The sequence below is a fragment of the Pseudorhodobacter ferrugineus DSM 5888 genome, assembly GCF_000420745.1.
In the GTDB taxonomy this organism is placed as follows: Bacteria; Pseudomonadota; Alphaproteobacteria; order Rhodobacterales; family Rhodobacteraceae; genus Pseudorhodobacter; species Pseudorhodobacter ferrugineus.
Genome location: NZ_ATVN01000019.1, coordinates 39,107 through 60,096 on the forward strand (window position 1 = coordinate 39,107; position 20,990 = coordinate 60,096).

General features: G+C 60.6%; 19 protein-coding genes and 1 riboswitch. Of the genes, 13 read left to right on the forward strand and 6 right to left on the reverse strand.

The window, feature by feature from the left end; genetic code table 11:
• Positions 1–52: 52 nt before the first annotated feature.
• The gene (locus tag G560_RS0115255) at positions 53–1,309 is read right to left on the reverse strand and encodes an extracellular solute-binding protein (RefSeq protein ID WP_028914153.1); all 1,257 of its coding nucleotides are present in this window, start codon (positions 1,307–1,309) and stop codon (positions 53–55) included.
• A gap of 158 nt (positions 1,310–1,467) precedes the next feature.
• Here G560_RS0115255 and G560_RS19465 point away from each other — a divergent pair, with 158 nt between their 5' ends.
• From G560_RS19465 to G560_RS19470, 3 genes are read left to right on the forward strand one after another with little or no spacing between them, the layout of a single operon-like run.
• A complete protein-coding gene (locus G560_RS19465) occupies positions 1,468–2,694 on the forward strand; it encodes an ROK family transcriptional regulator (RefSeq protein ID WP_022705170.1) in 1,227 nt (408 codons plus the stop codon).
• Positions 2,685–5,036: a PIG-L family deacetylase gene (locus G560_RS0115265; protein WP_028914154.1), complete on the forward strand. Its 2,352-nt coding sequence runs from the start codon at positions 2,685–2,687 to the stop codon at positions 5,034–5,036. Before G560_RS19465 ends, G560_RS0115265 begins: the two co-directional genes overlap by 10 nt.
• Positions 5,037–5,936, forward strand: coding sequence for a DMT family transporter (locus tag G560_RS19470; RefSeq protein ID WP_022705171.1), 900 nt, complete (start codon positions 5,037–5,039; stop codon positions 5,934–5,936).
• A gap of 92 nt (positions 5,937–6,028) precedes the next feature.
• Here the strand turns inward: G560_RS19470 and G560_RS0115275 are convergent, their stop codons facing one another.
• The 3 genes from G560_RS0115275 to G560_RS0115285 are packed head-to-tail and all read right to left on the reverse strand — an operon-like array spanning position 6,029 to position 9,062.
• A complete protein-coding gene (locus G560_RS0115275; RefSeq protein WP_022705172.1) occupies positions 6,029–7,048 on the reverse strand; it encodes an ABC transporter substrate-binding protein in 1,020 nt (339 codons plus the stop codon).
• Positions 7,018–8,400 carry a sensor histidine kinase gene (locus G560_RS0115280; RefSeq protein WP_022705173.1) on the reverse strand — a complete coding sequence of 461 codons (1,383 nt, stop codon included), beginning with the start codon at positions 8,398–8,400 and terminating at the stop codon, positions 7,018–7,020. Before G560_RS0115280 ends, G560_RS0115275 begins: the two co-directional genes overlap by 31 nt.
• The gene (locus tag G560_RS0115285; protein ID WP_022705174.1) at positions 8,397–9,062 is read right to left on the reverse strand and encodes a response regulator transcription factor; all 666 of its coding nucleotides are present in this window, start codon (positions 9,060–9,062) and stop codon (positions 8,397–8,399) included. Before G560_RS0115285 ends, G560_RS0115280 begins: the two co-directional genes overlap by 4 nt.
• A gap of 116 nt (positions 9,063–9,178) precedes the next feature.
• Here G560_RS0115285 and G560_RS0115290 point away from each other — a divergent pair, with 116 nt between their 5' ends.
• The 5 genes from G560_RS0115290 (at position 9,179) to G560_RS0115310 (ending at position 13,966) form a co-directional block, all read left to right on the forward strand.
• A complete protein-coding gene (locus G560_RS0115290) occupies positions 9,179–10,147 on the forward strand; it encodes a Bug family tripartite tricarboxylate transporter substrate binding protein (RefSeq protein ID WP_197082853.1) in 969 nt (322 codons plus the stop codon).
• Positions 10,147–10,701, forward strand: coding sequence for a tripartite tricarboxylate transporter TctB family protein (locus G560_RS19475; RefSeq protein WP_022705176.1), 555 nt, complete (start codon positions 10,147–10,149; stop codon positions 10,699–10,701). Before G560_RS0115290 ends, G560_RS19475 begins: the two co-directional genes overlap by 1 nt.
• Positions 10,702–10,731: 30 nt before the next feature.
• Complete coding sequence (locus tag G560_RS0115300; protein ID WP_028914155.1) at positions 10,732–12,246, forward strand: tripartite tricarboxylate transporter permease; 1,515 nt, start codon at positions 10,732–10,734, stop codon at positions 12,244–12,246.
• A gap of 65 nt (positions 12,247–12,311) precedes the next feature.
• Positions 12,312–13,670, forward strand: a complete 1,359-nt coding sequence (locus G560_RS0115305; RefSeq protein ID WP_022705178.1) for an acyclic terpene utilization AtuA family protein — start codon at positions 12,312–12,314, stop codon at positions 13,668–13,670.
• Positions 13,667–13,966: a DUF4387 family protein gene (locus G560_RS0115310; protein ID WP_022705179.1), complete on the forward strand. Its 300-nt coding sequence runs from the start codon at positions 13,667–13,669 to the stop codon at positions 13,964–13,966. The genes G560_RS0115305 and G560_RS0115310 overlap by 4 nt, the downstream gene beginning before the upstream one ends.
• 131 nt (positions 13,967–14,097) lie before the next feature.
• On the opposite strand, the gene G560_RS0115315 is transcribed toward G560_RS0115310, so the two are convergent.
• Entirely contained in the window at positions 14,098–14,646 is a 549-nt protein-coding gene (locus G560_RS0115315; protein ID WP_022705180.1) for a gamma-glutamylcyclotransferase family protein, read from the reverse strand.
• Between the two features lie 71 nt (positions 14,647–14,717).
• Positions 14,718–14,820: riboswitch (glycine riboswitch) on the forward strand.
• A 166-nt stretch (positions 14,821–14,986) separates the two neighbouring features.
• Here G560_RS0115315 and gcvT point away from each other — a divergent pair.
• The 5 genes from gcvT (at position 14,987) to G560_RS0115340 (ending at position 20,617) form a co-directional block, all read left to right on the forward strand.
• The gene (gene gcvT / locus G560_RS0115320; RefSeq protein ID WP_028914156.1) at positions 14,987–16,114 is read left to right on the forward strand and encodes a glycine cleavage system aminomethyltransferase GcvT; all 1,128 of its coding nucleotides are present in this window, start codon (positions 14,987–14,989) and stop codon (positions 16,112–16,114) included.
• A gap of 28 nt (positions 16,115–16,142) precedes the next feature.
• Positions 16,143–16,502, forward strand: coding sequence for a glycine cleavage system protein GcvH (gene gcvH, locus G560_RS0115325; RefSeq protein ID WP_028914157.1), 360 nt, complete (start codon positions 16,143–16,145; stop codon positions 16,500–16,502).
• Between the two features lie 69 nt (positions 16,503–16,571).
• Complete coding sequence (gene gcvP / locus G560_RS0115330) at positions 16,572–19,415, forward strand: aminomethyl-transferring glycine dehydrogenase (protein ID WP_028914158.1); 2,844 nt, start codon at positions 16,572–16,574, stop codon at positions 19,413–19,415.
• A gap of 66 nt (positions 19,416–19,481) precedes the next feature.
• The gene (gene trxC, locus G560_RS0115335) at positions 19,482–19,931 is read left to right on the forward strand and encodes a thioredoxin TrxC (protein ID WP_022705184.1); all 450 of its coding nucleotides are present in this window, start codon (positions 19,482–19,484) and stop codon (positions 19,929–19,931) included.
• 77 nt (positions 19,932–20,008) lie between these two features.
• The gene (locus G560_RS0115340; protein WP_022705185.1) at positions 20,009–20,617 is read left to right on the forward strand and encodes a flavin reductase family protein; all 609 of its coding nucleotides are present in this window, start codon (positions 20,009–20,011) and stop codon (positions 20,615–20,617) included.
• Between the two features lie 45 nt (positions 20,618–20,662).
• Here G560_RS0115340 and G560_RS0115345 read toward each other — a convergent pair.
• On the reverse strand, positions 20,663–20,990 hold a 328-nt coding region (locus tag G560_RS0115345; RefSeq protein WP_022705186.1), incomplete at its 5' end, for an IS3 family transposase.

Consider the following 20,990-nt stretch of genomic DNA (forward strand, 5'->3'; position numbering starts at 1 on the left):
GCTCGTCCCGAATGGCGCGGCTCGGATTGCCCGAACCTCGCATCAGGTTTGATTACTTTTTATAATAGCCATCCAGAATGACCTGTTCTGCGGTTGCCGCAGCAGCAAGGCTATCAGCGGCGGATTGCCCCTCAAGCATCATGCGACTGATTGCGTCGACCAACACCTGCCGTTGCCCGCTTTCATCCACGAACACAGTGGTGTTGGCATAACCAAGCCCTGCGACAAACGGCCCGAACACCGGATCGGCAAGGTTGGCATCGGTCATCGCCGCCGATGGTTTGGCGGGCAATTCGCCAACGGTGTCCAGCCAGATCTGCATCGCTTCATCGCTGGTAATGTATTCCATGAACTTGACCGAAGCGTCGTATTTTTCGCCCTGCGCCTTGGTTGTGATCGCGTTCACCCAGTAGCTGGCATAGTTCGATTTGGTCCCGTCCGGCCCCGCAGGCAATTCGGCCACGCCCCAATCAAGGCCGCGCGTATCTTTCAGCGCGCCAATGCGGAACGACCCGTCAATATGCATGCCCGCGCGCCCCGCTTTGAACGCGGCTTGGGGTTCATCCATAAAGGTCGATTTGGTCACGCCATGCTTGGCCTCCAAATCAGCATAAAACTGCAACGCTTTTACACCGCCCTCAGAATTATAGGTCACGGTTTTATTGTCGTCGGAATAGGGTGCGCCGCCAAACTGGCGCAGCACCACTTCGCGCCACCAATGGTGGTCTTGGGCGGTCATGCCGCTGGTCAGCCCTTCGGCTGTGATGTTACCGGCACCGTCTTTGGTGGTCATCTTGGCCGCCATTTCCACCAGCTCATCCAAATTGGCAGGTGGTGCCGTTAGCCCTGCCTCGGCAAACATGCGCTTGTTGTAAAACAACGCAAGCGAGCGGACAGCCGTAGGCAGCGCCATATAATTTCCGTCGATTTTCATCGCGCGCACCATCGGGAAAAACTCGGCCTCAATCTTGTCGGCGGGGAAATTCGCGGCAGGCAGCGGCTGGATCAGGTCAGCTTGCACGTAGTCGTTCAACCAGCCATAAAACAGCTGCACGACATCCGGCCCCTCGCCTGCCGGAATGGCGGCGGCAACCTTGGTCCGGTAATCGGCATATGGGAATGTGCTTTGCTTGACCGTAATATCTGGATTGGCCTTTTGGAAATTGTCGATCAGCACATCCATCGCGGTGATGCGCGCGTCAAAGATATACTGCCAATACTCAATCTCAACCGCGCTGGCCGGTGCCGCAGCGACAAGCGCCGCAAAGCTGGTTGCCGCCGCATAGGTGAACGCCTTAAATGTTCGCATGTTTGACCTCTCGCAAAACGGGCTGCCCCAATGTGCGCCCCCCAAAACCAGCCCTTGCCACCCCAGCGCGGCCAAAAGCCATGAACGTGACAGAAGTGTTGACGCCTTCGCGACAAAGATCAATATTTAAATCAAATGCTTTGAGTTAAGGCGGCCCCTTGTCCTTTCACCTCCATCAAATCGCCGGAAAAAACGCTGAAAAGACCAAGGCGCATAATCGCAGGGTGGTGCTGGGATATCTGCGCGGGCAGCCTGCGGGGCGGGCAGAGATCGCAAAGGCATCGGGACTATCGACTCAGACGGTGTCCAATTTGATGGCCGAACTTGTGACCGAAGGCTTGGTCGTGCCGACTGGGCGCAGGCGCGCGGCGCGGGGGCAACCGCCGGTGGTCTACGCCTTCAACCCATCAGGTGCCGCCGTTTTGGGGTTCGAGGTGCGGCCCGATACGCTGACCATGGTGCTGACCGATCTGGGGGGCACGGCGCTGGTAACCCGCCAAATCCCGCTGGCGCAAACCGATCCGGCCCATGTGTTGGGCCAAATGGCCATGCTGGCACAGGCCCATATGCCGCATATGCCCGTTTTGGGGGCAGGTTTGGTCATTCCTGGCCCGTTCGGGGTGGATGGCCTAAGCGGGGTTGGCCCAACGGCCTTGCCCGATTGGGACCCCGCCCAAATTCCACTGCAAGCAGAGGCGGCGCTCGGCCTGCCCGTGCATTTTGACAAAGACGCAACTGCGGCGGCTTTGGCAGAAGGCATGGCAGGGGCGGCGTCTGGCCTGTCGTCTTATGCGTTCCTTTATTTCGGCACAGGTTTGGGGTTGGGTGTCGTGGCCCAAGGCCAACCGATCCGCGGGGCTTTTGGCAATGCGGGCGAGGTCGGGCATATCATCGTCCACCCTGGCGGGTTGATCTGTGAGTGCGGCAATGCTGGCTGTCTGGAACAATATGCCAGCAGATTGTCCGTCCAGCGCCACCTGATTGCCATGGGCGCGCTGCCGCCAGATGGGACCGGATTAGACGCGGCTTTGGTGCAGCTATTGGCCAACCAGAATCAGGACCTGATGGTGTGGGTCGACACCGCAGCCGAAGCATTATCGCGCGCCATAGGTCTTTTGGAAAACCTGTTTGATCCGCAATGCACGGTGTTGGGCGGGGCCTTGCCGGATGCGCTGATCGACCTGTTGATCGCGCGGCTATCCTTACCGCCTGGGTCGGTTGCGCGCCATTCGGGGCGCCGCAACCCGCGTGTGTTGCGCGGCACCTCCGGCACGCTGACCGCCGCCTTTGGGGCCGCAGCCCTTGTCATCCATGATACCGTGACACCGCGCCTTGATGCGCGCGCACCTGACATCGCCGCAACAGAAAGCCCGCCATGCCCCTGACAGACGCCGCCCGCATCCGCGCCCAAACCACGCAACCTGCAGGCCTTATGTTATGGCGCGCGCTGCAACCCTTGCGCGGGTTGGTCCGTTTCATGAATTCCGGCGCACATCCTGATGATGAAATCAGCGGCATGCTGGCGGCGCTGACCTTTCGCGACGGATTGTCGGTCTCCTATGTCTGTTCCACGCGCGGCGAAGGCGGACAAAACGACATCGGACGCAAGGCAGGGGCGGCCCTTGGCACCTTGCGCACGGCGGAAATGCACGGGGCGGCAGATGTACTTGGCCTGTCGATGTACTGGCTGTCCGATGCGCCGTCCGATCCGATCACCGATTTCGGCTTTTCCAAATCGGGTGTTGAAACCCTTGGCCGCTGGGGCCATGCGCATACCCTAAAGCGGCTGGTCGAGGCGATCCGCGCTGACCGCCCCGACATCTTATGCCCGACCTTTCTGGATATCCCCGGCCAGCACGGCCACCACCGCGCCATGACCCAAGTGGCACATGAGGCGATGGACGCCGCCGCCGACCCCGATTTCGACGCGGCAGGCGACCCGTGGCAGGTGGCCAAACTCTACCTGCCCGCATGGTCCGGCGCAGGCGACGCCTATGATGATGACCTGCCCCCGCCGCCCGCAACAGTTCATGTCGCAGGCGCAGGGCATGAGCCCCCTTCGGGCTGGACATGGCCCGAGATCGGCCAGCAATCGCGCGTCTTCCACGCCACCCAAGGCATGGGCCGCTGGACGGCGGGGGTTATGCCAAATGGCTGGCCGCTGCATCTGGCGCGCAGTTTTGTAGGGTCGGATCAGGGTGGCAAAAAGGCGGTAATCACCGACAACCTGCCCAATTGCTATGATGACTTGCTGCCTGGCAACGCGGGGGCGGTGCCGCTCGATACGGCGCTTCAGGCCTGCGTTGCGGCCTATCCCGATACATCCGGCGTGCTGCACCATGCCTTTACGGCGTTGCGGCATGTAAAAACCACCCGCCACCAATGCCAAGAGCGCCATCAACCCTATGCCTTGCACCGGCTTGACCGCACAGCGGCGCAACTTGCGCGGGTTGTGTTTCTTGCATGCGGCGCGCGACTGACCGCGCGGCTTGGTGTTGATCTTGCCGAACCGGGGCAAACCGTTCCGGCCAGCCTGACCCTGATCGCCCGTAATCCTACTTGCCACCTGCACGCAGCATGGCACCTGCCGCAGGGCTGGCACAGCACCGATGACAGCATCACCCTGCCCGATGATGCCGCGCCGTTTAATCCCTATCCCATGACCCACCATGCCCATGCCCCCCAAGGACCGGTCGCGGTTGCGGTCACGATGACATATGAAGGCATCACGGCGACCTTGCATCTGCCCCCTGAACGGCAATTGCTGGTCTTGCCCAAACACCGCGCATCGGTGGACCCCGCAGCCGTATTTTTCAATAGCGCAGGCCCGCCCCAACCCATCCCCCTACAGCTGACCCAAGGGGCAAGTCTGCAAACGCCTGAAGGCTGGACCCAAACGCCAACCGCAGACGGCCTGACCCTGACACCCATCGCGCCCGAAACAGAACTGTTCACCTTGCCAGTCACGCTGGGCGACCAACCGGCCCAAACCGTCAGCCACAGCGATCACCCCCATACTGGCCCGCTGATAACCCCTGCCCCTGCCACGCTTCGGCTGCGCGTGGCCGATGTTGCCCTTGCCCCTGCCCGCATCGCCTATATCGGCGGCGGTAATGACCGCGTTGACCATTGGCTGCGCGCAATGGGGGCGGATGTAACGGCTTTGCCAGATACCGCCCTGATCCCGTCAATGCTGCAAGGCTATGACAGCCTTGTCATCGGCATCTTTGCCTTGCGGTTCCGCCCTGCGCTTGGTGCCCTGATGCCTGCCATCCGCGATTGGGTCGAACACGGTGGCACGCTTTTGACGCTGTACCACCGTCCTTGGGACAATTGGGATGCCGCCCATACTGCCCCCGCACCGCTTGAAATCGGCAAACCCAGCCTGCGCTTTCGCGTCACCGATGCAGGCGCAGCCGTGACCCACCTGATCCCCGATCATCCCCTCCTCAACGCGCCCAACCGGATCACTCCAGATGACTGGGCAGGATGGGTCAAAGAACGCGGTCTCTATTTCGCCAAAAGCTGGGATGCGGCCTACCGCCCCGTCCTGCAAATGGCCGACCCAGATGAGGCCCCGCACCAAGGTGCGCTGCTGTCAGGCCAGTTCGGCGCAGGCCAACACCACCATTGTGCCCTGATCCTGCATTTGCAAATGGAGGCGCTGGTGCCCGGGGCCTTTCGCCTGATGGCCAACTTGACGGCCCCCTTGGACCGGTCCCGCTAAATGGCCATAATCCCCCGCCTGACGGCCCCGCACACCACGCCCGACACAGGGCCCGCCCGTGACAACCGGCGCGGCGCGCTGTGGTTGCTGACCGACATGTGTTTCAACGTCTGGGCGCTTGCGATCGCCAAATCGCTGGGCATGGACTTGCCACCGATCCAGATCGTGCTGGTCCGCGCGCTGGTGGGTCTCGCCCTCTTGGTCCCGTTTGTGGTCTATAATGGCGGCATGGTGCGCCTAACCAATCCCCGCCTGCAAGTGATGCGCACCTTGCTGTCCACCATCGCCATGACGGGCAATTTCTTTGCCGTGGCCAAGCTGCCCTTTGCCCTGTTTACCACCGTCAACTTCACCCGCCCCTTGCTGATGATGACGCTGGCAGCATGGCTGCTGCGCGAACGCATATTGCCCAAACAATGGTTGGCAGGCGGCATCGGCCTGATCGGTGTCGCCATCGCCGTCGATCCGTTCAGCCTTGGCGCATCCTCGCTTGGCGGGCTGGCGGCGCTGTTTGCATCCGTTGTCGCGGGCACTATCGCCGTCATCATCCTGCGCCGCCTGCGCAACGAAGACGCCTTGGCCCAAATGATCTGGCAAACCGCAGGCCTGTCCCTTGCCGCCCTTATCCCTGCCGCCTATTTCTGGCAGCCGCCCGGTGCCCATTGGCCGATTCTCGTCGCCATCGGCCTGTTCAGCCAAACCGCACAGTTCTGCTTCATGCGCGCACATTACTGGGCCGATGCAGGTGTGATCGCCCCTTTGGGCTATGCTTCACTCATCCTCTCGGTCTCGGTCGGGTATTTCGTGTTCCATGAAGTGCCAACAACTGGCCTCTACTTCGGTGCCGCCCTTATCATCGGCGCCGCCCTCATGGCGGGCAACAGACGCAAACGCCCCTAAATCAAACCACCCCGCTTTCTTTTCGGCACAAATATCCCGGGGGGAATGGCCCACAAGGGCCAGGGGGCAGCGCCCCCACTCCCTTCCCCGCCTCAGGGCTGCGTCATCGCCGCATCCCACTCCCCCAAAAAGTTCCGCCGCTTGATCTGGTCTAAATAGACCAACAACCCCGGGTCCAACCGGATGGGTCGCAAATGCGGCGCAAGGGCGGTTTGGTCCAAGGGCGGCAAATCGGCCACCCCGTCAATCAAGGCCCGCCCCTGCGGCCCCAACATAAAATCCAACAGCGCGCCCCCCAACGCCCCCTGCACTGCCCCCTTCGGCACAAAGGCCGTGCGCAATAGGGCCACCGTAAAATCCTCAGGCTCGATCACCTCGATATCGGGTGCATCGGGCAGGCGCGTCAGCGCGTAACTGCCCACGACGTTATAGGCCATCGCCAGCTTCCCACTTTCCAGATCATCAATCATCGCCCCCGAACAACAATAAAGCTGCGCATTCAACCGCCCCATCACCTCGGCCAGCCGCCAAAACGCATCGGTTTGCCGCGCGTCTTGGGTCGCGAACAAATAGCCCGCCCCCGACACATGCGGATCATACGTCGCAATCCGGCCGTTGAACCGCCCTGGATTGGCGCGCAATAAATCAATCAAATCCCGCCGTGTGCGCGGCATGTCCAACCCCGCCATCGCCCGACGCGATGCCAGCAAGACCACGGGTTCCAACGCAAATCCGAACAGGCGGTCACGCCACCGCGCCCAATTTGGCAATGCAGCCACCGCGTCTGACTCATACCCCGCCGCAAACCCGTCATTCGCCAGCTTCATCTGCAAATCCATCGCGGATGAAATCACCAAATCAAACGCCGCCCCCTCATCGCGTATCGCGCGGTACACCTCTTGGCTTGATGCCACGACATAGCGCAGCCGCAGATTTGGGTTGCGCGTCAAAAACGCCTCTATCAAAGGCGCGAAAATCTCGGTGTCGGTGGTCGACAACACGGCAATTTCGGCGCCCGTGCCCGTGCCAAAAACGCGGTCGTCCTCAACCTCGAACGCCTGCACCGCAAAGGCGCACAGGCTTAAAGCGCTGGCAAGGATAAGCTGGCGCATGTGCCCCCCGTTTCCATTTCACGCAAATCAAACTGCCCGCCAAGGGCCTGCGCAACCTCGGTCACAATCGTCAGCCCAAGGCCCGATCCCACCACATCCCCCACATTCCCGCCACGGGTAAACCGCACGGCCAGCTGCGCCATGCTCGCCCCCGACAAACCGCGCCCTTGGTCGGCCACCTTCACCTGCACCATCCCGTGTTCCCGTGACAGCCCGATACGCACCTCGGTTTCCGTCCCTGAATATTTGATCGCATTGTCCACCAGATTGCGCAGCGCGCTTTCAATCAACAACGGATCGCCTTGCGTCATAAACGCCCCATCACCGCCCGTCACAATCAAAGACACCTCACGCAATTCCGCCGTCGGCTCAAAGGCGCGGGCCACGTTGCGCACAACGGCAGATAAATCCACCTCAACCCGTTCCAATTGGTCCGACCGGTACAACACCATCGCATGATCCAGCAATTGGCTAGCCGACCGCGCGCTTGCCTCTACCCCGCGGATCATCGACCGCAGGCGCACCCGCGTCGGCTCATCTTCTGATTGGCGCAGGGCAATTTCCGCCTCGGTCCGCACCGTCGACAAAGGCGTGCGGATGTGATGCGCGGCCTCGGCAATAAAGGTTTCGGTTTGCGAGAGCGCCCCCCGCAACCGCGCCACAAACCCGTTCAAGGCCCCAAGCAAGGGCGCAAGCTCGCGCGGCGCAGGGTGACGCACGGGGCGCAAATCGCGCGGGCCACGCCGCCCCACGGCTTCGGCCAAACGGTTGATCGGGTTGAACACCGACCCCGCCGACAACAGGCTTAACGGCACCGCCAACACGAAAAACCCCACCCCGATCAACGCGGCACGGTTGGCCAGACTGTCGGCAATCGCCGCTTGGCCTTGCCGCGTTTGCCCGATCAGCACCAACACAGGCACCGGCCCTTTCCCCACCACAATGCTGCGCGCCACAGCCGCAATCCGCAGGTCTGCGTCCAGATAAGGACTGGAATAAAACTCGGGCGCAAGCGATGCAGGCCGCGCCGGAGGGGGCGGCAAATCGCTGTATCCCGTCACCGTTTCACCGGCAATATCAATGCGGTAAAACAAGCGGTCCTGCCCCATAGCCCCCAGCATGGAAAAGGTGGCATAGGCCAAATCCACTTCAATCCCATCCTCGGTCGCGCGCAATTGTTCGGCAATTGATGTCGTGGCCGCCCCCAAAATCGCATCCTGCGCGGCCTCGGCAGCACGATCCGCCGTGGATCGCACGGTGAAATACAACGCCACCGCCAACACCGCAGCAACTGCCAACAACTGCACCACCAGTTTGGCCCGCAAACTCCCATTCGGTAAAAACGCCCTCATCCGCCCGTCAACTTGTACCCAAGCCCCCGCACGGTTTCTATCCGCGCCGCCGATCCCACCAGTTTCTTGCGCAACCGCCCCACATACACCTCTATTGCGTTGTCGCTGACGGTTTCGGCATAGGAAAACAGGCGGTCACACAGCTGGTCTTTGCTGAAAATCCGGTCGGGTGCGCCTAGCAGAATTTCAAATAACCGCAGCTCGCGGTTGCGCAGGTCCCGCGCCTCTCCGGCGATGGTCACCGTGGCCGTCAGCGGGTTGAACGACAGGTCGGCATAGATTCGCACGGTCTGTGCCGCGCCCCCCCTGCGGCGCAAAACGGCCCGCACACGCGCCTCTAGTTCGGCAAAATCAAAGGGCTTGGTAATATAATCATCGGCCCCGCTGTCCAGCACATCGACCCTGTCCGACACCGCCGCGCGGGCCGTCATCACGATGACCGGCGTGTCATGCCCTGCCCGCCGCTGCGCCTGCAAGAATGCGCGACCATCGCCATCGGGCAACATAATATCCAGCAATATCAAATCATAAGATGCCGCGCGCAAACAGTCCTGCGCCTCGGCCAGCGTGGCCGCATGGTCTACGCCATGCCCGTCCAACGCCAGCAAATCGCACACCGACCTTGCCAGTTCCAAACTATCCTCGACCAGCAAAAACCGCACGTTTCTTTTGACTCCCCACACCCATGACAGGTTAGTGTCAGCTTTGACGGTAAACGTCGCGCTTGCAAGGGCCAGCGTAACCGCGCCCGAACGCATAAAAGTCTGGGAGGACTCAAATGAAAACGACTATGTTCAAGGTGCTTGGCACCTCTGCTTTGCTGTCGGCAATGGCCACATCTTCCGCCTTTGCCACAGAATGCATCGCCCCCGCCAACCCCGGCGGCGGCTGGGATTTCACCTGCCGTCAAATCGCCAACATCCTGTATGAAATCAAGGCGATTGACGCACCGATGCAAGTGACCAACATGGCAGGCGGCGGTGGCGGCGTGGCGTTTGCCGCTGTTGTGGCCGACCATAACGAAGACCCTGACGTGATCGTCGCGGCATCGTCCGCCACCACCACCCGTCTGGCACAGAACGCCTTTGCTGGCATGACCGCCGATCAGGTTCGCTTTGTCGGCGCCATTGGTGCCGATCCAGGCGTGATCGTTGTGGCCAAGGACAGCCCGTTCCAAAACCTGTCCGACATGGTTGAGGCGATCAAAGCTGATCCAGGTTCGGTTGCCTTTGCAGGCGGTTCGGCTGTTGGCGGCTTTGACCACATGAAGCCGTTGCAGATCATGAAAGCGGCTGGTTTCAACGACATCACCAAGGTCAAGTATATCGGTGTTGACGGTGGCGCAGATGCAATCACCCAAACCGTTGGCGGCTTTACCCAAGCGATGACCGGCGACATGTCGGAAATCGTTGGTTTCGTGAAATCGGGCGATGTGCGCGTGTTGGCAGTGCTGACCGAAGAGCGTGTTCCGGGTTTTGAAGACATCCCAACCGCACGCGAGCAAGGCTTTGACGTGGTCGCCGTAAACTGGCGTGGCGTTTACGTGCCAAAGGGTATTTCCGACGACCAGTTCAATGAATGGGGCGCGCGCCTGAAAGCTGTTGCTGAATCCGACCAGTGGAAAGCGGCCATGGCCGAAAACGGTCTGGCCCCCTTCACCAAGGTGGGCGGCGACTTCCAGTCTTGGGTTGATGGCGTGATCGCTGACACCGTTGTCCTGTCCAAGGAAATCGGGGTTATTCAATAATGCGCAGTGACCGGATTTTTGGTCTGGTCATGATCGTTGTGGCGCTGGGGTATATCCTCAGCGCCACGACCATCCGTTCCAGCTTTATGTCAGACCCCGTTGGCCCGCGGATATTTCCTTACATCATTGCCGTGGCCACCCTGCTGTGTGCTGGTGTCATGGTTCTGCGCCCCGACCCCGAGGTCGAATGGCCCCGCGGCCCTGCGCTTATGAACCTCGGCCTCGCCCTTGTGGTGCTGATCGGCTATGCCTTTGCCATCCGCCCGCTTGGCTTTGTCATTCCAACAATCATCGCTTCGGGTATCATCAGCTATCAAATCAGCCCGCAGATCCGCACGGCCATCCTGTCCGGCCTTGGCCTTGGGTTCGGCTTGCAAATGATGTTCAAAAGCGTGCTTGGCCTGAACCTGATCGCCATTCGCCCCGAAGCGGCCAAATTCTTGCCTGTCATCCAACCCGTTGTAGATGCGCTGGATTATGTCATCCAGATCCTGAAACTGATCCTCGTTTCGGTCTACGGCTATATCGCGCACCTCTTGTCCTTCATCTTTTAACGCCGCCCGCCATGACTGGAAATTGATATGATGGACCTTTACGCAAACCTGTCGCTGGGGTTTTCGATTGCGGCCTCGCCCTATACCCTGATGCTGGCCTTTGTCGGCTGTTTTGTCGGCACCATCATCGGCGCTTTGCCAGGCCTTGGGCCATCGAACGGCGTGGCGCTGCTGATCCCGATTTCGTTCTCGATGGGGTTTGATGCCATTTCCGCCCTCGTGCTTCTCACCTCGGTTTATTACGGGGCGATGTATGGCGGGCGCATCTCATCCATTTTGCTCAACATTCCGGGTGATGAACCCGCGATGATGACCACACTGGATGGCTATCCCATGGCAAAACAAGGCCGCGCGGGCGAGGCACTTGTTGTCTCAGGCGTCGCCTCCTTCGTCGGTGCCTTCCTTGCCACCATCGGCCTGATGCTCATGGCCCCATGGCTGGCCCGCGTCGCGTTTCAGTTCGGCCCCGCCGAATATTTCGCGCTTTATATGCTGGCGTTTTGCACGCTGGGCGGTGTTGGCTCGAATAACCAAGCCAAATCGGCCATCGCGGCTTGTATCGGCCTTGGCATCGCGATGATCGGGTTGGACCAAACCACCAACATGCAGCGCTTTACCTTTGGCAATATCCACCTGTTTGATGGCATCGATTTCCTTGTCGCCATCGTGGGCCTGTTCGCCGTGTCCGAGGTGTTTCATTTCATTGAATCCCACGGCAAAAACTCGGCCATCGGGGTGAAACTGGGCAAGGTCATGATCCCGTGGAAAATGCTGAACGATACCAAAGGCGCTATGCTGCGCGGCTCGGGTATCGGCTTTATCGCAGGCATTTTGCCGGGTGCTGGCGCATCGCTTGGGTCCTTCCTTGCCTATATGGGTGAAAAATCCATCGCCAGTGACAAGGAAACCTTTGGCAAGGGCAACCCGCGCGGCGTGGCCGCCCCCGAGGCGGGCAATAACGCCGCCGCCGGTGGCGCGTTGATCCCGATGCTGACACTGGGTGTGCCAGGGTCTGGCACCACCGCCGTGCTGCTGGCCCTTCTGCTCACGCTCAACATCACCCCCGGCCCCTTGCTGTTCACCGAACGCCCCGAGGTGGTCTGGTCCCTGATCGCGGCGCTGCTTATCGCCAACGTCATGCTGCTGATCATGAACGTGCCGATGGTCAAGGTCTTCGTCAAAATCCTGTCGGTGCCGTCCTATGTGCTGCTGCCCGGTGTCACGATGATCGCCTTTGTCGGCATCTACTCCCTCACCTCGTCCAGCTTTGAACTCAAGATGATGGTCGCCTTTGGCGTACTGGGCTATGTCTGCCGCAAGATCGACATTCCCACCGTGCCGATCATCCTTGGCATCCTGCTTGGCAACGCGATGGAGGACAACCTGCGCCGCGCGATGATCCTGTCGGATGGTGATTGGAGCTATCTTCTGTCCTCGCCCATCTCGATCGGGCTATGGCTCTTTGCGGTTCTGGGTTTCCTTGCCCCGATCTTCCTGCGCAAATTCTTGAAGAAACCGCCATTGCCAACGCTGGACGAAGATTAACACCCCAGCGCCCCCTGCACACAGTTGCAAGGGGCGCTTTCAATTCAGCCACAAGGACCACCCCCATGCCCACTCGCATCCTTATACCCTCCGGCGTATTGTGCTTGGGGTTTGACCGCGCAGCCCTTGCGCGCGGGGTGGCGGCAAAGCCTGATCTCATCGCGATCGACGGCGGCTCTACGGATTCTGGCCCATGGTCCCTCGGCGCAGGCCAATCCAAATACGCCCGTTCCGTCACCAAATCCGAATGGCGCGAATTGATGCTCGCGCGGGCACAGGCAGGCGTGCCCTTGGTCATCGGCACGGCGGGCACTTGCGGCGCAGATACGTGCGTCGACTGGATGTTCGACATCACCTGCGAACTGGCAACTGAACTCGGCCAGTCCCTCCGCATCGCGCGCCTCTATTCCAACCAGCCCAGCCCCCGTATCACCGATGCGTTGGCGCAAGGCCGTCTGCGCCCTTTGACCCCTGCGCCTGACATCAACGCAGAAGCCTTGGGTCAAATGACCAATATCGTGGCCCTCGCAGGGGCCGAACAAATTCAGGCCGCGCTGAACACCGGTGCCGATATCATCATCGCAGGCCGCACCACCGACACCGCCATCATCGCGGCCCTGCCCCTCATGCGCGGCGATCACGCAGGGGCCGCATGGCACGGCGCCAAAATCGCCGAATGCGGGGCCTTGTGTTCCACCAACCCCACTTCGGGCGTGATCATGGTCGATTTCGATGCGGATGGCTTCACGGTTGAACCCCTCGCCGATGGGGCCACCTGCACGCCCCATTCCGTCTCGGCCCATATGCTTTACGAAAACTCTGATCCGTTTATCCTGTATGAACCGGGCGGCCACCTTGACGTGACCGAAACCAAATACACCGCCCTCGATGCCCGCCGCACCCGCGCCACTGGGTCCAAATGGGTGCCAGGCCCCTATACCGTCAAACTGGAAGGGGCCCGCGCTGCTGGTTTTCAAACCACCCTGCTGGCCGTGCTGCGCGATGCCCATTACGCAGCCAACGCGCAGGCTTGGGCCGATAAACTGCACAGCTTCCTCGATGCCCTCATTGCCAAACGCATGGCCCTGCCGACCAACAGCTACACCCTCGACTTCCGCTTGATCGGCGTCAACGCAACCCTTGGCGCGATGGAAAACCGTATCGGCAGCCCCACCGAGGTGGGCGTGCTGCTGATCATCACCGCCCAAACGCAGGCGCTGGCGTCCGAAATCGGCAAACTCGCCAACCCCCACCTGCTGCACTATCCGCTAACCGAGTCCGAGGAACTCCCCACCTTCGCCTTCCCCTATTCCCCCGCCCAATCCGACCGCGGCGCGCTCTATGAATTTGCTCTCAATCATGTGCTGGAACTGGATGACCCGATGTCCGCCTTCCGCCTTGATGTGACCGAGGTAACCCCATGACCCAAGTCCGCGATATCGCCCTCAAAGTCCGCTCCAAAAACGCAGGCCCCTTTTGGGTCACCATCGACGTGTTCTGCGGCAGCTCTGATGCCTACACCACCCTGACAACGGCCCTCAAAACCGATGCAATCGCGGCCCTCTACCACCAGCCCACCCAACTGCTCAAACGCTTCGACATCCCCGACCTTAACGTCATCAAATTTTCTTTCCCCCGCCCCGTCATCCAAGGCCACCGCCTTGACCGCGACATGCACGGCGCCGGCTGGTCAACGCTTCTGGCTGAACTCGACATCTAAGCCCCCGACCTGCGCCACCTTGCCCGCACCCCCCAGTTCTTTGCGGTACAAATATCCTCCGACGGTTCATTGTCTCGTGGGACATCAATCATAGTGCACAGCCCCAAACCCTCATTGGGAACACAAAAGCGTCACCCCACCCGCGCCCCAACGCCCATCAACCCCGCATCCACGATCCTACGCTCCGCGCCCGTCAACACCTGCGCCCGCGGATACTGGGGCTTCGCCCGATCATCCAAAATCGGCGCGTCCCAGCCGCGCGTGGAGGCAAAAAACCCTTCCGCCCCCGCAGGCCCGAACTCGCGCAAAAACCCCTGCACAACCACATCAATATAACTCAGCAAAATCGGATGCGCTTCCACAGGCACCGCCCCTTCCCCCACCGGCACCGCGTAAACCTGAATATCGCGCGTGCCCCCAACACCCGTTGCTTGCGCCACGTGCCGTGAATACCCGTGTTCCCGTGCGTCCAACGCGGCCCAATCCCCGCCAGGCACATGGGCGATCAACCCGTCAATCACCGTCCCCGCATCCCGCTCGACCGACAAATAGGCCAAGGGTCGCACCGCAGTATGCACCCAAACCCTGCGCCAGCCCCGCAGTCGCGCAGGCTCGGCCTGCCCATACCCATGCGTCGCACGGTTCACCAATGATCCATAGCCGAAAAAATGCTCACGCATGTCGCATTCCCCTTGTATGCAGTCGTATTCATTTCCCCTTGCTTGGCCCCCAAAGCCGCGCTAGGTTTCGGCCATCAGGATCGGGAGAATCCGGTTGGGGCGCAAGCCCTGTTCTGGTGCCGAAGGAGCAACCGCCCCGGTAAACTCTCAGGCGCAAGGGACCGGTTCTGGTGGTGGACTCTGGAGAGTGGCGCACACACGCGCCCGCCGAAGGGATAATGATCTCAGGCGCTTGCAAACCCAATGGGGCGCGCAGCAAGGACAGAGGGGGCATTTTACAGATGGGATTGGCCTGTCTGCAAAGTGCCGGGGTTTTTCCGGCGTGATCAATGGGGGCTATATGGCCGAACTTGCGCGGACGGAACTGTACGATCTTCACGTCGAATTGGGCGGAAAAATGGTGCCCTTTGCGGGCTATGAAATGCCTGTCCAATTCCCGATGGGCGTGCTCAAAGAACATCTCCACACCCGCCAATCTGCTGGTCTGTTTGATGTGGGCCATATGGGTCAGGTCCTTTTGCACCCCAAAACCGATATGGACGCCCTGATCGCAGGGTTCGAGGCGATGATGCCCGTCGCTGTGGCAGGCGTGGCTAATGGTCGCCAGCGCTATGGCCTGTTCACCAATGACACGGGCGGGATCATTGACGATCTGATGTTTGCCAATCGTGGCGACAATCTGTTTGTCGTGGTCAACGCTGGCTGCAAGGCAGGCGATATCGCCCATATGACCAAACACCTCGCCGATGTCGCCACCGTCACCCCTGTGACCGACCGTGCGCTGTTGGCCTTGCAAGGGCCAGGGGCCGAAGATGCGATTTCCGGCATGATCCACGGCGTCATGGCCATGCGTTTTATGGATGTCATCACCGCCCATTCGGTCTTTGGTGAACTCTGGATCTCGCGTTCCGGCTACACGGGCGAAGACGGCTTTGAAATTTCCGTCCCCAACACGGGTGCCGTGGGTTTGGCCAAGGCGCTGCTGGCCCACCCGTCCGTCGCCCCCATCGGCCTTGGTGCCCGCGACAGCCTGCGGCTAGAGGCGGGGCTGTGCCTGTATGGTCACGACATGGACGAAACCATCACACCAGTTGAGGCAAACCTTGCTTGGGCCATGCAAAAATCCCGCCGCACGGGTGGCGACCGCGCAGGCGGTTTTCCAGGTGCGGCAACCATCCTGAACCAGCTTGAAAACGGCCCGTCAAAACTGCGCGTAGGCCTTTTGCCCGATGGCCGTGCGCCGATGCGCGAAGGCGTAGACCTCTTTGACACAGCCACAGGCGGCACGCCCATCGGCCGCGTCACCTCGGGCGGTTTCGGCCCCACAATCGACGCGCCCATCGCCATGGGCTTCGTCCCCCCCGCCCTTGCCGAAAATGGCACCCAGCTTTGGGGCGAGGTGCGCGGCAAACGCTTGCCCGTCACCGTGGCCCCGCTTCCTTTCCGTCCCTCCACCTTCAAACGCTAAGCGCGAATTTCAAGGAACCCGCACTATGATGAAATACACCGAAGATCACGAATGGCTGCGCGTCGAAGGCGATCTTGTCGTCGTCGGCATCACCGAACATGCCGCCACCCAATTGGGCGATGTGGTGTTTGTTGAACTGCCCGAACCCGAAACCGTCGTCGCCACGGGCGATGAGGTGGTGGTGATCGAATCCGTCAAGGCCGCGTCCGACATCCTTGCCCCTGTCGATGGCGAGATTGTCGAAGTGAATGAAAAACTGAATGACACTCCCGGTTTGGTAAATGACGACGCCACGGGTGACGCTTGGTTCTTCAAGATGAAACTCGATGACCTGTCGGTGCTGGACGCCTTCATGTCCGAAGACGAATACAACGATTTTATTGGATAACCCGCAGCCTCCCGCGCCAAGGGTTTGACTTTGGCGCGGTCGCAGGATGCCGGTATTTAGGGGATGGAAATGACCTATACGCCTGTAAACTATAACACTTATGATTTCGCCAACCGCCGCCACATCGGCCCCTCGCCCGAGGAAATGGCCGAGATGCTGCGCGTTGTAGGGGCCGCCAGCCTTGATGCGCTGATGGATGAAACCATCCCCGCCTCGATCCAGCAAAAAACTTCGCTGGGCTGGGCGCCGCTGGCGGAACATGAGTTTTTGGCCAAAATGCGCGATGTCGCCTCGATGAACAAAGTGATGACCAGCCTGATCGGTCAAGGCTATTACGGCACCGTCACGCCGCCTGCGATCCAGCGCAATATCCTTGAAAACCCCGCATGGTACACAGCCTACACCCCCTATCAGCCCGAAATTGCCCAAGGCCGGCTTGAGGCGCTGCTGAACTATCAAACCATGGTCGCCGATCTAACCGGCCTGCCCGTCGCCAACGCCAGCTTGCTGGATGAGGCAACGGCCGCCGCCGAGGCGATGACAATGGCCGAGCGCAGCGCCAAATCCAAGGCGCGAGGGTTCTTTGTGGATCGCAACTGCCACCCGCAAACCATCGCCGTCATCCAAACCCGCGCCGCCCCCTTGGGGATTGAGGTGATGGTGGGCGACTCGTCTTCAATGGATCCAAGCACCGTTTTCGGTGCGATTTTCCAATACCCAGGCACCTATGGCCATGTCACCGATTACACCGACCAAATCGCGGCCCTGCACGCCGCCAAGGCAATCGCAGTGGTGGCCACAGACCTTTTGGCACTGACCATGATCAAAGAACCTGGTGCTATGGGGGCCGATATCGCCATTGGCTCCAGCCAGCGTTTCGGGGTGCCTTTGGGCTACGGCGGCCCCCACGCCGCCTTTATGGCCTGCAAAGATGACCTCAAGCGGTCCATGCCCGGCCGCATTGTCGGCGTGTCGATCGACAGCCACGGGAACATGGCCTACCGCCTGTCGCTGCAAACGCGCGAGCAACACATCCGCCGCGAAAAGGCCACGTCCAACGTCTGCACGGCGCAGGCATTGCTGGCGGTTATGGCCTCGTTCTATGCGGTGTTTCACGGCCCCAAAGGCCTGCGCGCCATCGCCGATCGCGTGCATTTTTCCGCCGTCCGCTTGGGCCGCGCCTTGCGGGCTGCGGGGGCCAAAGTATCCCCCGATGCGTTTTTCGATACCATCACGGTTGAGGTGGGCGTGGGCCAAGCTGGCATCCTTGCCGCCGCCCGCCATGAAGGCCTGAATTTCCGCAAAATCGGCAACGACCGCGTGGGGATTTCCCTCGATGAAACCACCGATGAAAAGGTCCTGATCCGCGTGTTGCGCGCTTTTGGTATTGAAGGTGTGCCCCCCCACCGCGCCGAAATCGGCTTTCCCGATGCGATGATCCGCGAAACCGATTACCTGACACATCCGGTGTTCCACATGAACCGCGCGGAATCGGAAATGATGCGCTATATGCGCCGCCTGTCCGACCGTGACCTAGCGCTTGACCGCGCCATGATCCCGCTGGGGTCTTGCACGATGAAACTGAACGCCGCCGCCGAAATGATGCCAATCACGTGGCCGGAATTTGGGTCGCTGCATCCGTTTGTGCCGCTGGATCAGGCCCAAGGCTATGCCTATGCCATCGACGATCTGTCGAAAAAGCTGTGTGAAATCACGGGCTATGACGCGATGTCGATGCAACCCAATTCCGGCGCGCAAGGCGAATATGCGGGCCTTTTGACCATCCAAGCCTATCACCGCGCCAATGGCGGGGCTGATCGTGACATCTGCCTGATCCCCACCTCGGCCCATGGCACCAACCCCGCATCCGCCCAAATGGCTGGGATGAAGGTGGTCGTGGTCAAATCTGCCCCGAACGGCGATGTCGATTTGGATGATTTCCGCGCCAAGGCCGCCGCTGCGGGCGATAAACTGGCCGCCTGTATGATCACCTACCCTTCGACCCACGGCGTGTTCGAGGAAACCGTGCGCGAGGTGTGCCAAATCACCCATGACCACGGCGGCCAGGTCTATATCGACGGTGCGAATATGAACGCGCTGGTCGGCCTTGTGAAACCGGGCAAAATTGGCGGCGATGTCAGCCACTTGAACCTGCACAAAACCTTTGCCATCCCGCATGGCGGCGGTGGCCCCGGAATGGGGCCAATCGGCGTGGGCGCGCATCTGGCCCCCTACCTGCCCGGCCACCCCGAACAGACGGGTTTGACCGAAGGGCCAGTTTCCGCCACTCCTTACGGTTCGGCTTCTATCCTACTGATTTCATGGGCCTATTGCCTGATGATGGGCGGCGAAGGGCTGACCCAAGCCACCCGCGTGGCGATCCTTAACGCCAACTACATCGCGTCACGTCTGAACGGCGCCTATCCGATTTTGTTCATGGGCAACAAAGGCCGCGTGGCGCATGAATGCATCCTTGATACCCGCCCCTTCAGCGATTGGGGCGTCACCGTCGATGACATTGCCAAGCGCTTGATTGATAACGGCTTTCACGCGCCTACCATGTCATGGCCCGTGTCTGGCACGCTGATGGTGGAACCCACGGAGTCAGAAACCAAGGCCGAAATTGACCGCTTCATCACCGCCCTTCTGGCCATCCGCGCCGAAATTCAATCGGTCCAAGACGGTGACATATCAGCCGAGGACAGCCCCTTGCGCCACGCGCCCCATACCGTCAACGACCTTGTTGCCGATTGGGACCGCAAGTACAGCCGAGAGGCGGCCTGCTTCCCCCCCGGGGCTTTCCGCGTCGATAAATACTGGCCACCTGTGGGCCGTGTCGACAACGTGCATGGCGACCGCAACCTGATCTGCACCTGCCCGCCTTTGTCGGACTATGCCGAGGCGGCAGAATAACTCTGCTTGAAACCGCCAAACCGGCCCCCTACATATAACAACAACGGAATATGATAGGGGGCCAAAATGGCAGAAGGCGTAAAACTGGCCTGCACGACCTGCGGGCAAATGAACCGCGTGCCTGCGGCGAAACTGACCGCAAACCCCAAATGCGGGTCCTGCGGTGAGGCCCTTGTCACGGACAAAGTGGCCGAGCTTGACCCCGCCACCCATGACAAAGCCACGCGCGGCGATGACCTGCCTTTGCTGGTGGATTATTGGGCTCCGTGGTGTGGCCCGTGTCGGCAAATGGCCCCCGAATTTGCCAAGGCTGCCAAAACGCTCGAAGGCCGCGCGCGCTTTGCCAAAATCAACACCCAAGACCATCCCAAAATCTCGGAACGTCTGCGCATCCAAGGCATCCCCTTGCTGATCCTGTATCATAAGGGGCGAGAGGTCGCCCGCCTGCCCGGTGCCCGCCCCGCCGCCGAAATCGCAGCCTTTGTGACCGGCAAAACCCCGGCACAGGCGGGTTAGACCTGCCCGCATCTTCGACCACTGGCGCAGCGCTGGAAAATCGCTAGCATCGGGGAAATCCACACAAAGGCCGCCCAATGCTTTTCGACTTCGACAAAATCGCGCCCGAGATTGGCTATAAACTCCTCACCTCGACTATCACGCCCCGCCCGATTGCGTGGATCAGCACGCTTGGCCTGAACGGTGTGGTCAACGCCGCCCCCTACAGCTTTTTCAACGCGATGGGCCACACGCCGCCCACCGTGGCCGTGGGCCTGCTGCGCGATGCCACGCGCGGGTGGAAAGACACGGCCCGCAACATCCTTGATGCCGGCGAATTTGTGGTGAATTTGGTGCCCGAGGCGTTGGCCGACGCAATGAACACCACTTGCGCAGGTGTAGGGCCGGATGTGGATGAAATGGCCCTAGCAGGCCTCGATGCTACCCCGTCGACACATATCAAACCACCCCGCATCGCCGCCTCGCCTGTGGCGTTCGAATGTGTGATGCTGTCATCGGTGGTCACAGGCCCGATGCAAACCATCGTCATCGGCCGTGTGGTCGCTGCACATATATCGGATTCAGTTGTGCTCGATGCCGCCCGCGGCCACATCGACACCCCCGCCTTGGGCCTGATCGGCCGCATGCACGGCGCAGGCTGGTACGCCCGCAGCACAGACCTGTTCCAGCTTGCTCGCCCAAGTTAAGCCAGCGGTAAAAGGAAAAGTGGTGCCTGAATAGCCCCTAGTTTCCTAGACACCTTGCAGCTTCAGTTTCTGCTGCTGTTCAAAGTCGATCGGTGACAGCATCCCGTTCCTAACGTGTTTGCGCTGCGGGTTGTAGAAAAACTCGATGTAGTCGAACACGTCCTGACGGGCTTCGGCGCGCGTTTTATACTTTCTGCGGCGGATGCGTTCGCGTTTGAGCAGGTTGAAGAAGCTTTCCGCCACCGCATTGTCCCAGCAGTTGCCACGTCGGCTCATGCTTTGCGTTAGATTATGCTGTTCGAGGAACTCCTGCCACTCATAGCTGGTGAACTGTGAACCCTGGTCGGAATGCACCTGAACTTTGGCCTTTGGT

Coding starts and splice junctions, on each gene's coding strand:
- G560_RS0115255 (WP_028914153.1), bottom strand. CDS start 1,309: ATGCGAACATTTAAGGCGTTCACCTATGCGGCGGCAACCAGCTTTGCG.
- G560_RS0115265 (WP_028914154.1), top strand. CDS start 2,685: ATGCCCCTGACAGACGCCGCCCGCATCCGCGCCCAAACCACGCAACCT.
- G560_RS19470 (WP_022705171.1), top strand. CDS start 5,037: ATGGCCATAATCCCCCGCCTGACGGCCCCGCACACCACGCCCGACACA.
- G560_RS0115275 (WP_022705172.1), bottom strand. CDS start 7,048: ATGCGCCAGCTTATCCTTGCCAGCGCTTTAAGCCTGTGCGCCTTTGCG.
- G560_RS0115280 (WP_022705173.1), bottom strand. CDS start 8,400: ATGAGGGCGTTTTTACCGAATGGGAGTTTGCGGGCCAAACTGGTGGTG.
- G560_RS0115290 (WP_197082853.1), top strand. CDS start 9,179: ATGAAAACGACTATGTTCAAGGTGCTTGGCACCTCTGCTTTGCTGTCG.
- G560_RS19475 (WP_022705176.1), top strand. CDS start 10,147: ATGCGCAGTGACCGGATTTTTGGTCTGGTCATGATCGTTGTGGCGCTG.
- G560_RS0115300 (WP_028914155.1), top strand. CDS start 10,732: ATGGACCTTTACGCAAACCTGTCGCTGGGGTTTTCGATTGCGGCCTCG.
- G560_RS0115305 (WP_022705178.1), top strand. CDS start 12,312: ATGCCCACTCGCATCCTTATACCCTCCGGCGTATTGTGCTTGGGGTTT.
- G560_RS0115310 (WP_022705179.1), top strand. CDS start 13,667: ATGACCCAAGTCCGCGATATCGCCCTCAAAGTCCGCTCCAAAAACGCA.
- G560_RS0115315 (WP_022705180.1), bottom strand. CDS start 14,646: ATGCGTGAGCATTTTTTCGGCTATGGATCATTGGTGAACCGTGCGACG.
- gcvT (WP_028914156.1), top strand. CDS start 14,987: ATGGCCGAACTTGCGCGGACGGAACTGTACGATCTTCACGTCGAATTG.
- gcvH (WP_028914157.1), top strand. CDS start 16,143: ATGAAATACACCGAAGATCACGAATGGCTGCGCGTCGAAGGCGATCTT.
- gcvP (WP_028914158.1), top strand. CDS start 16,572: ATGACCTATACGCCTGTAAACTATAACACTTATGATTTCGCCAACCGC.
- trxC (WP_022705184.1), top strand. CDS start 19,482: ATGGCAGAAGGCGTAAAACTGGCCTGCACGACCTGCGGGCAAATGAAC.
- G560_RS0115340 (WP_022705185.1), top strand. CDS start 20,009: ATGCTTTTCGACTTCGACAAAATCGCGCCCGAGATTGGCTATAAACTC.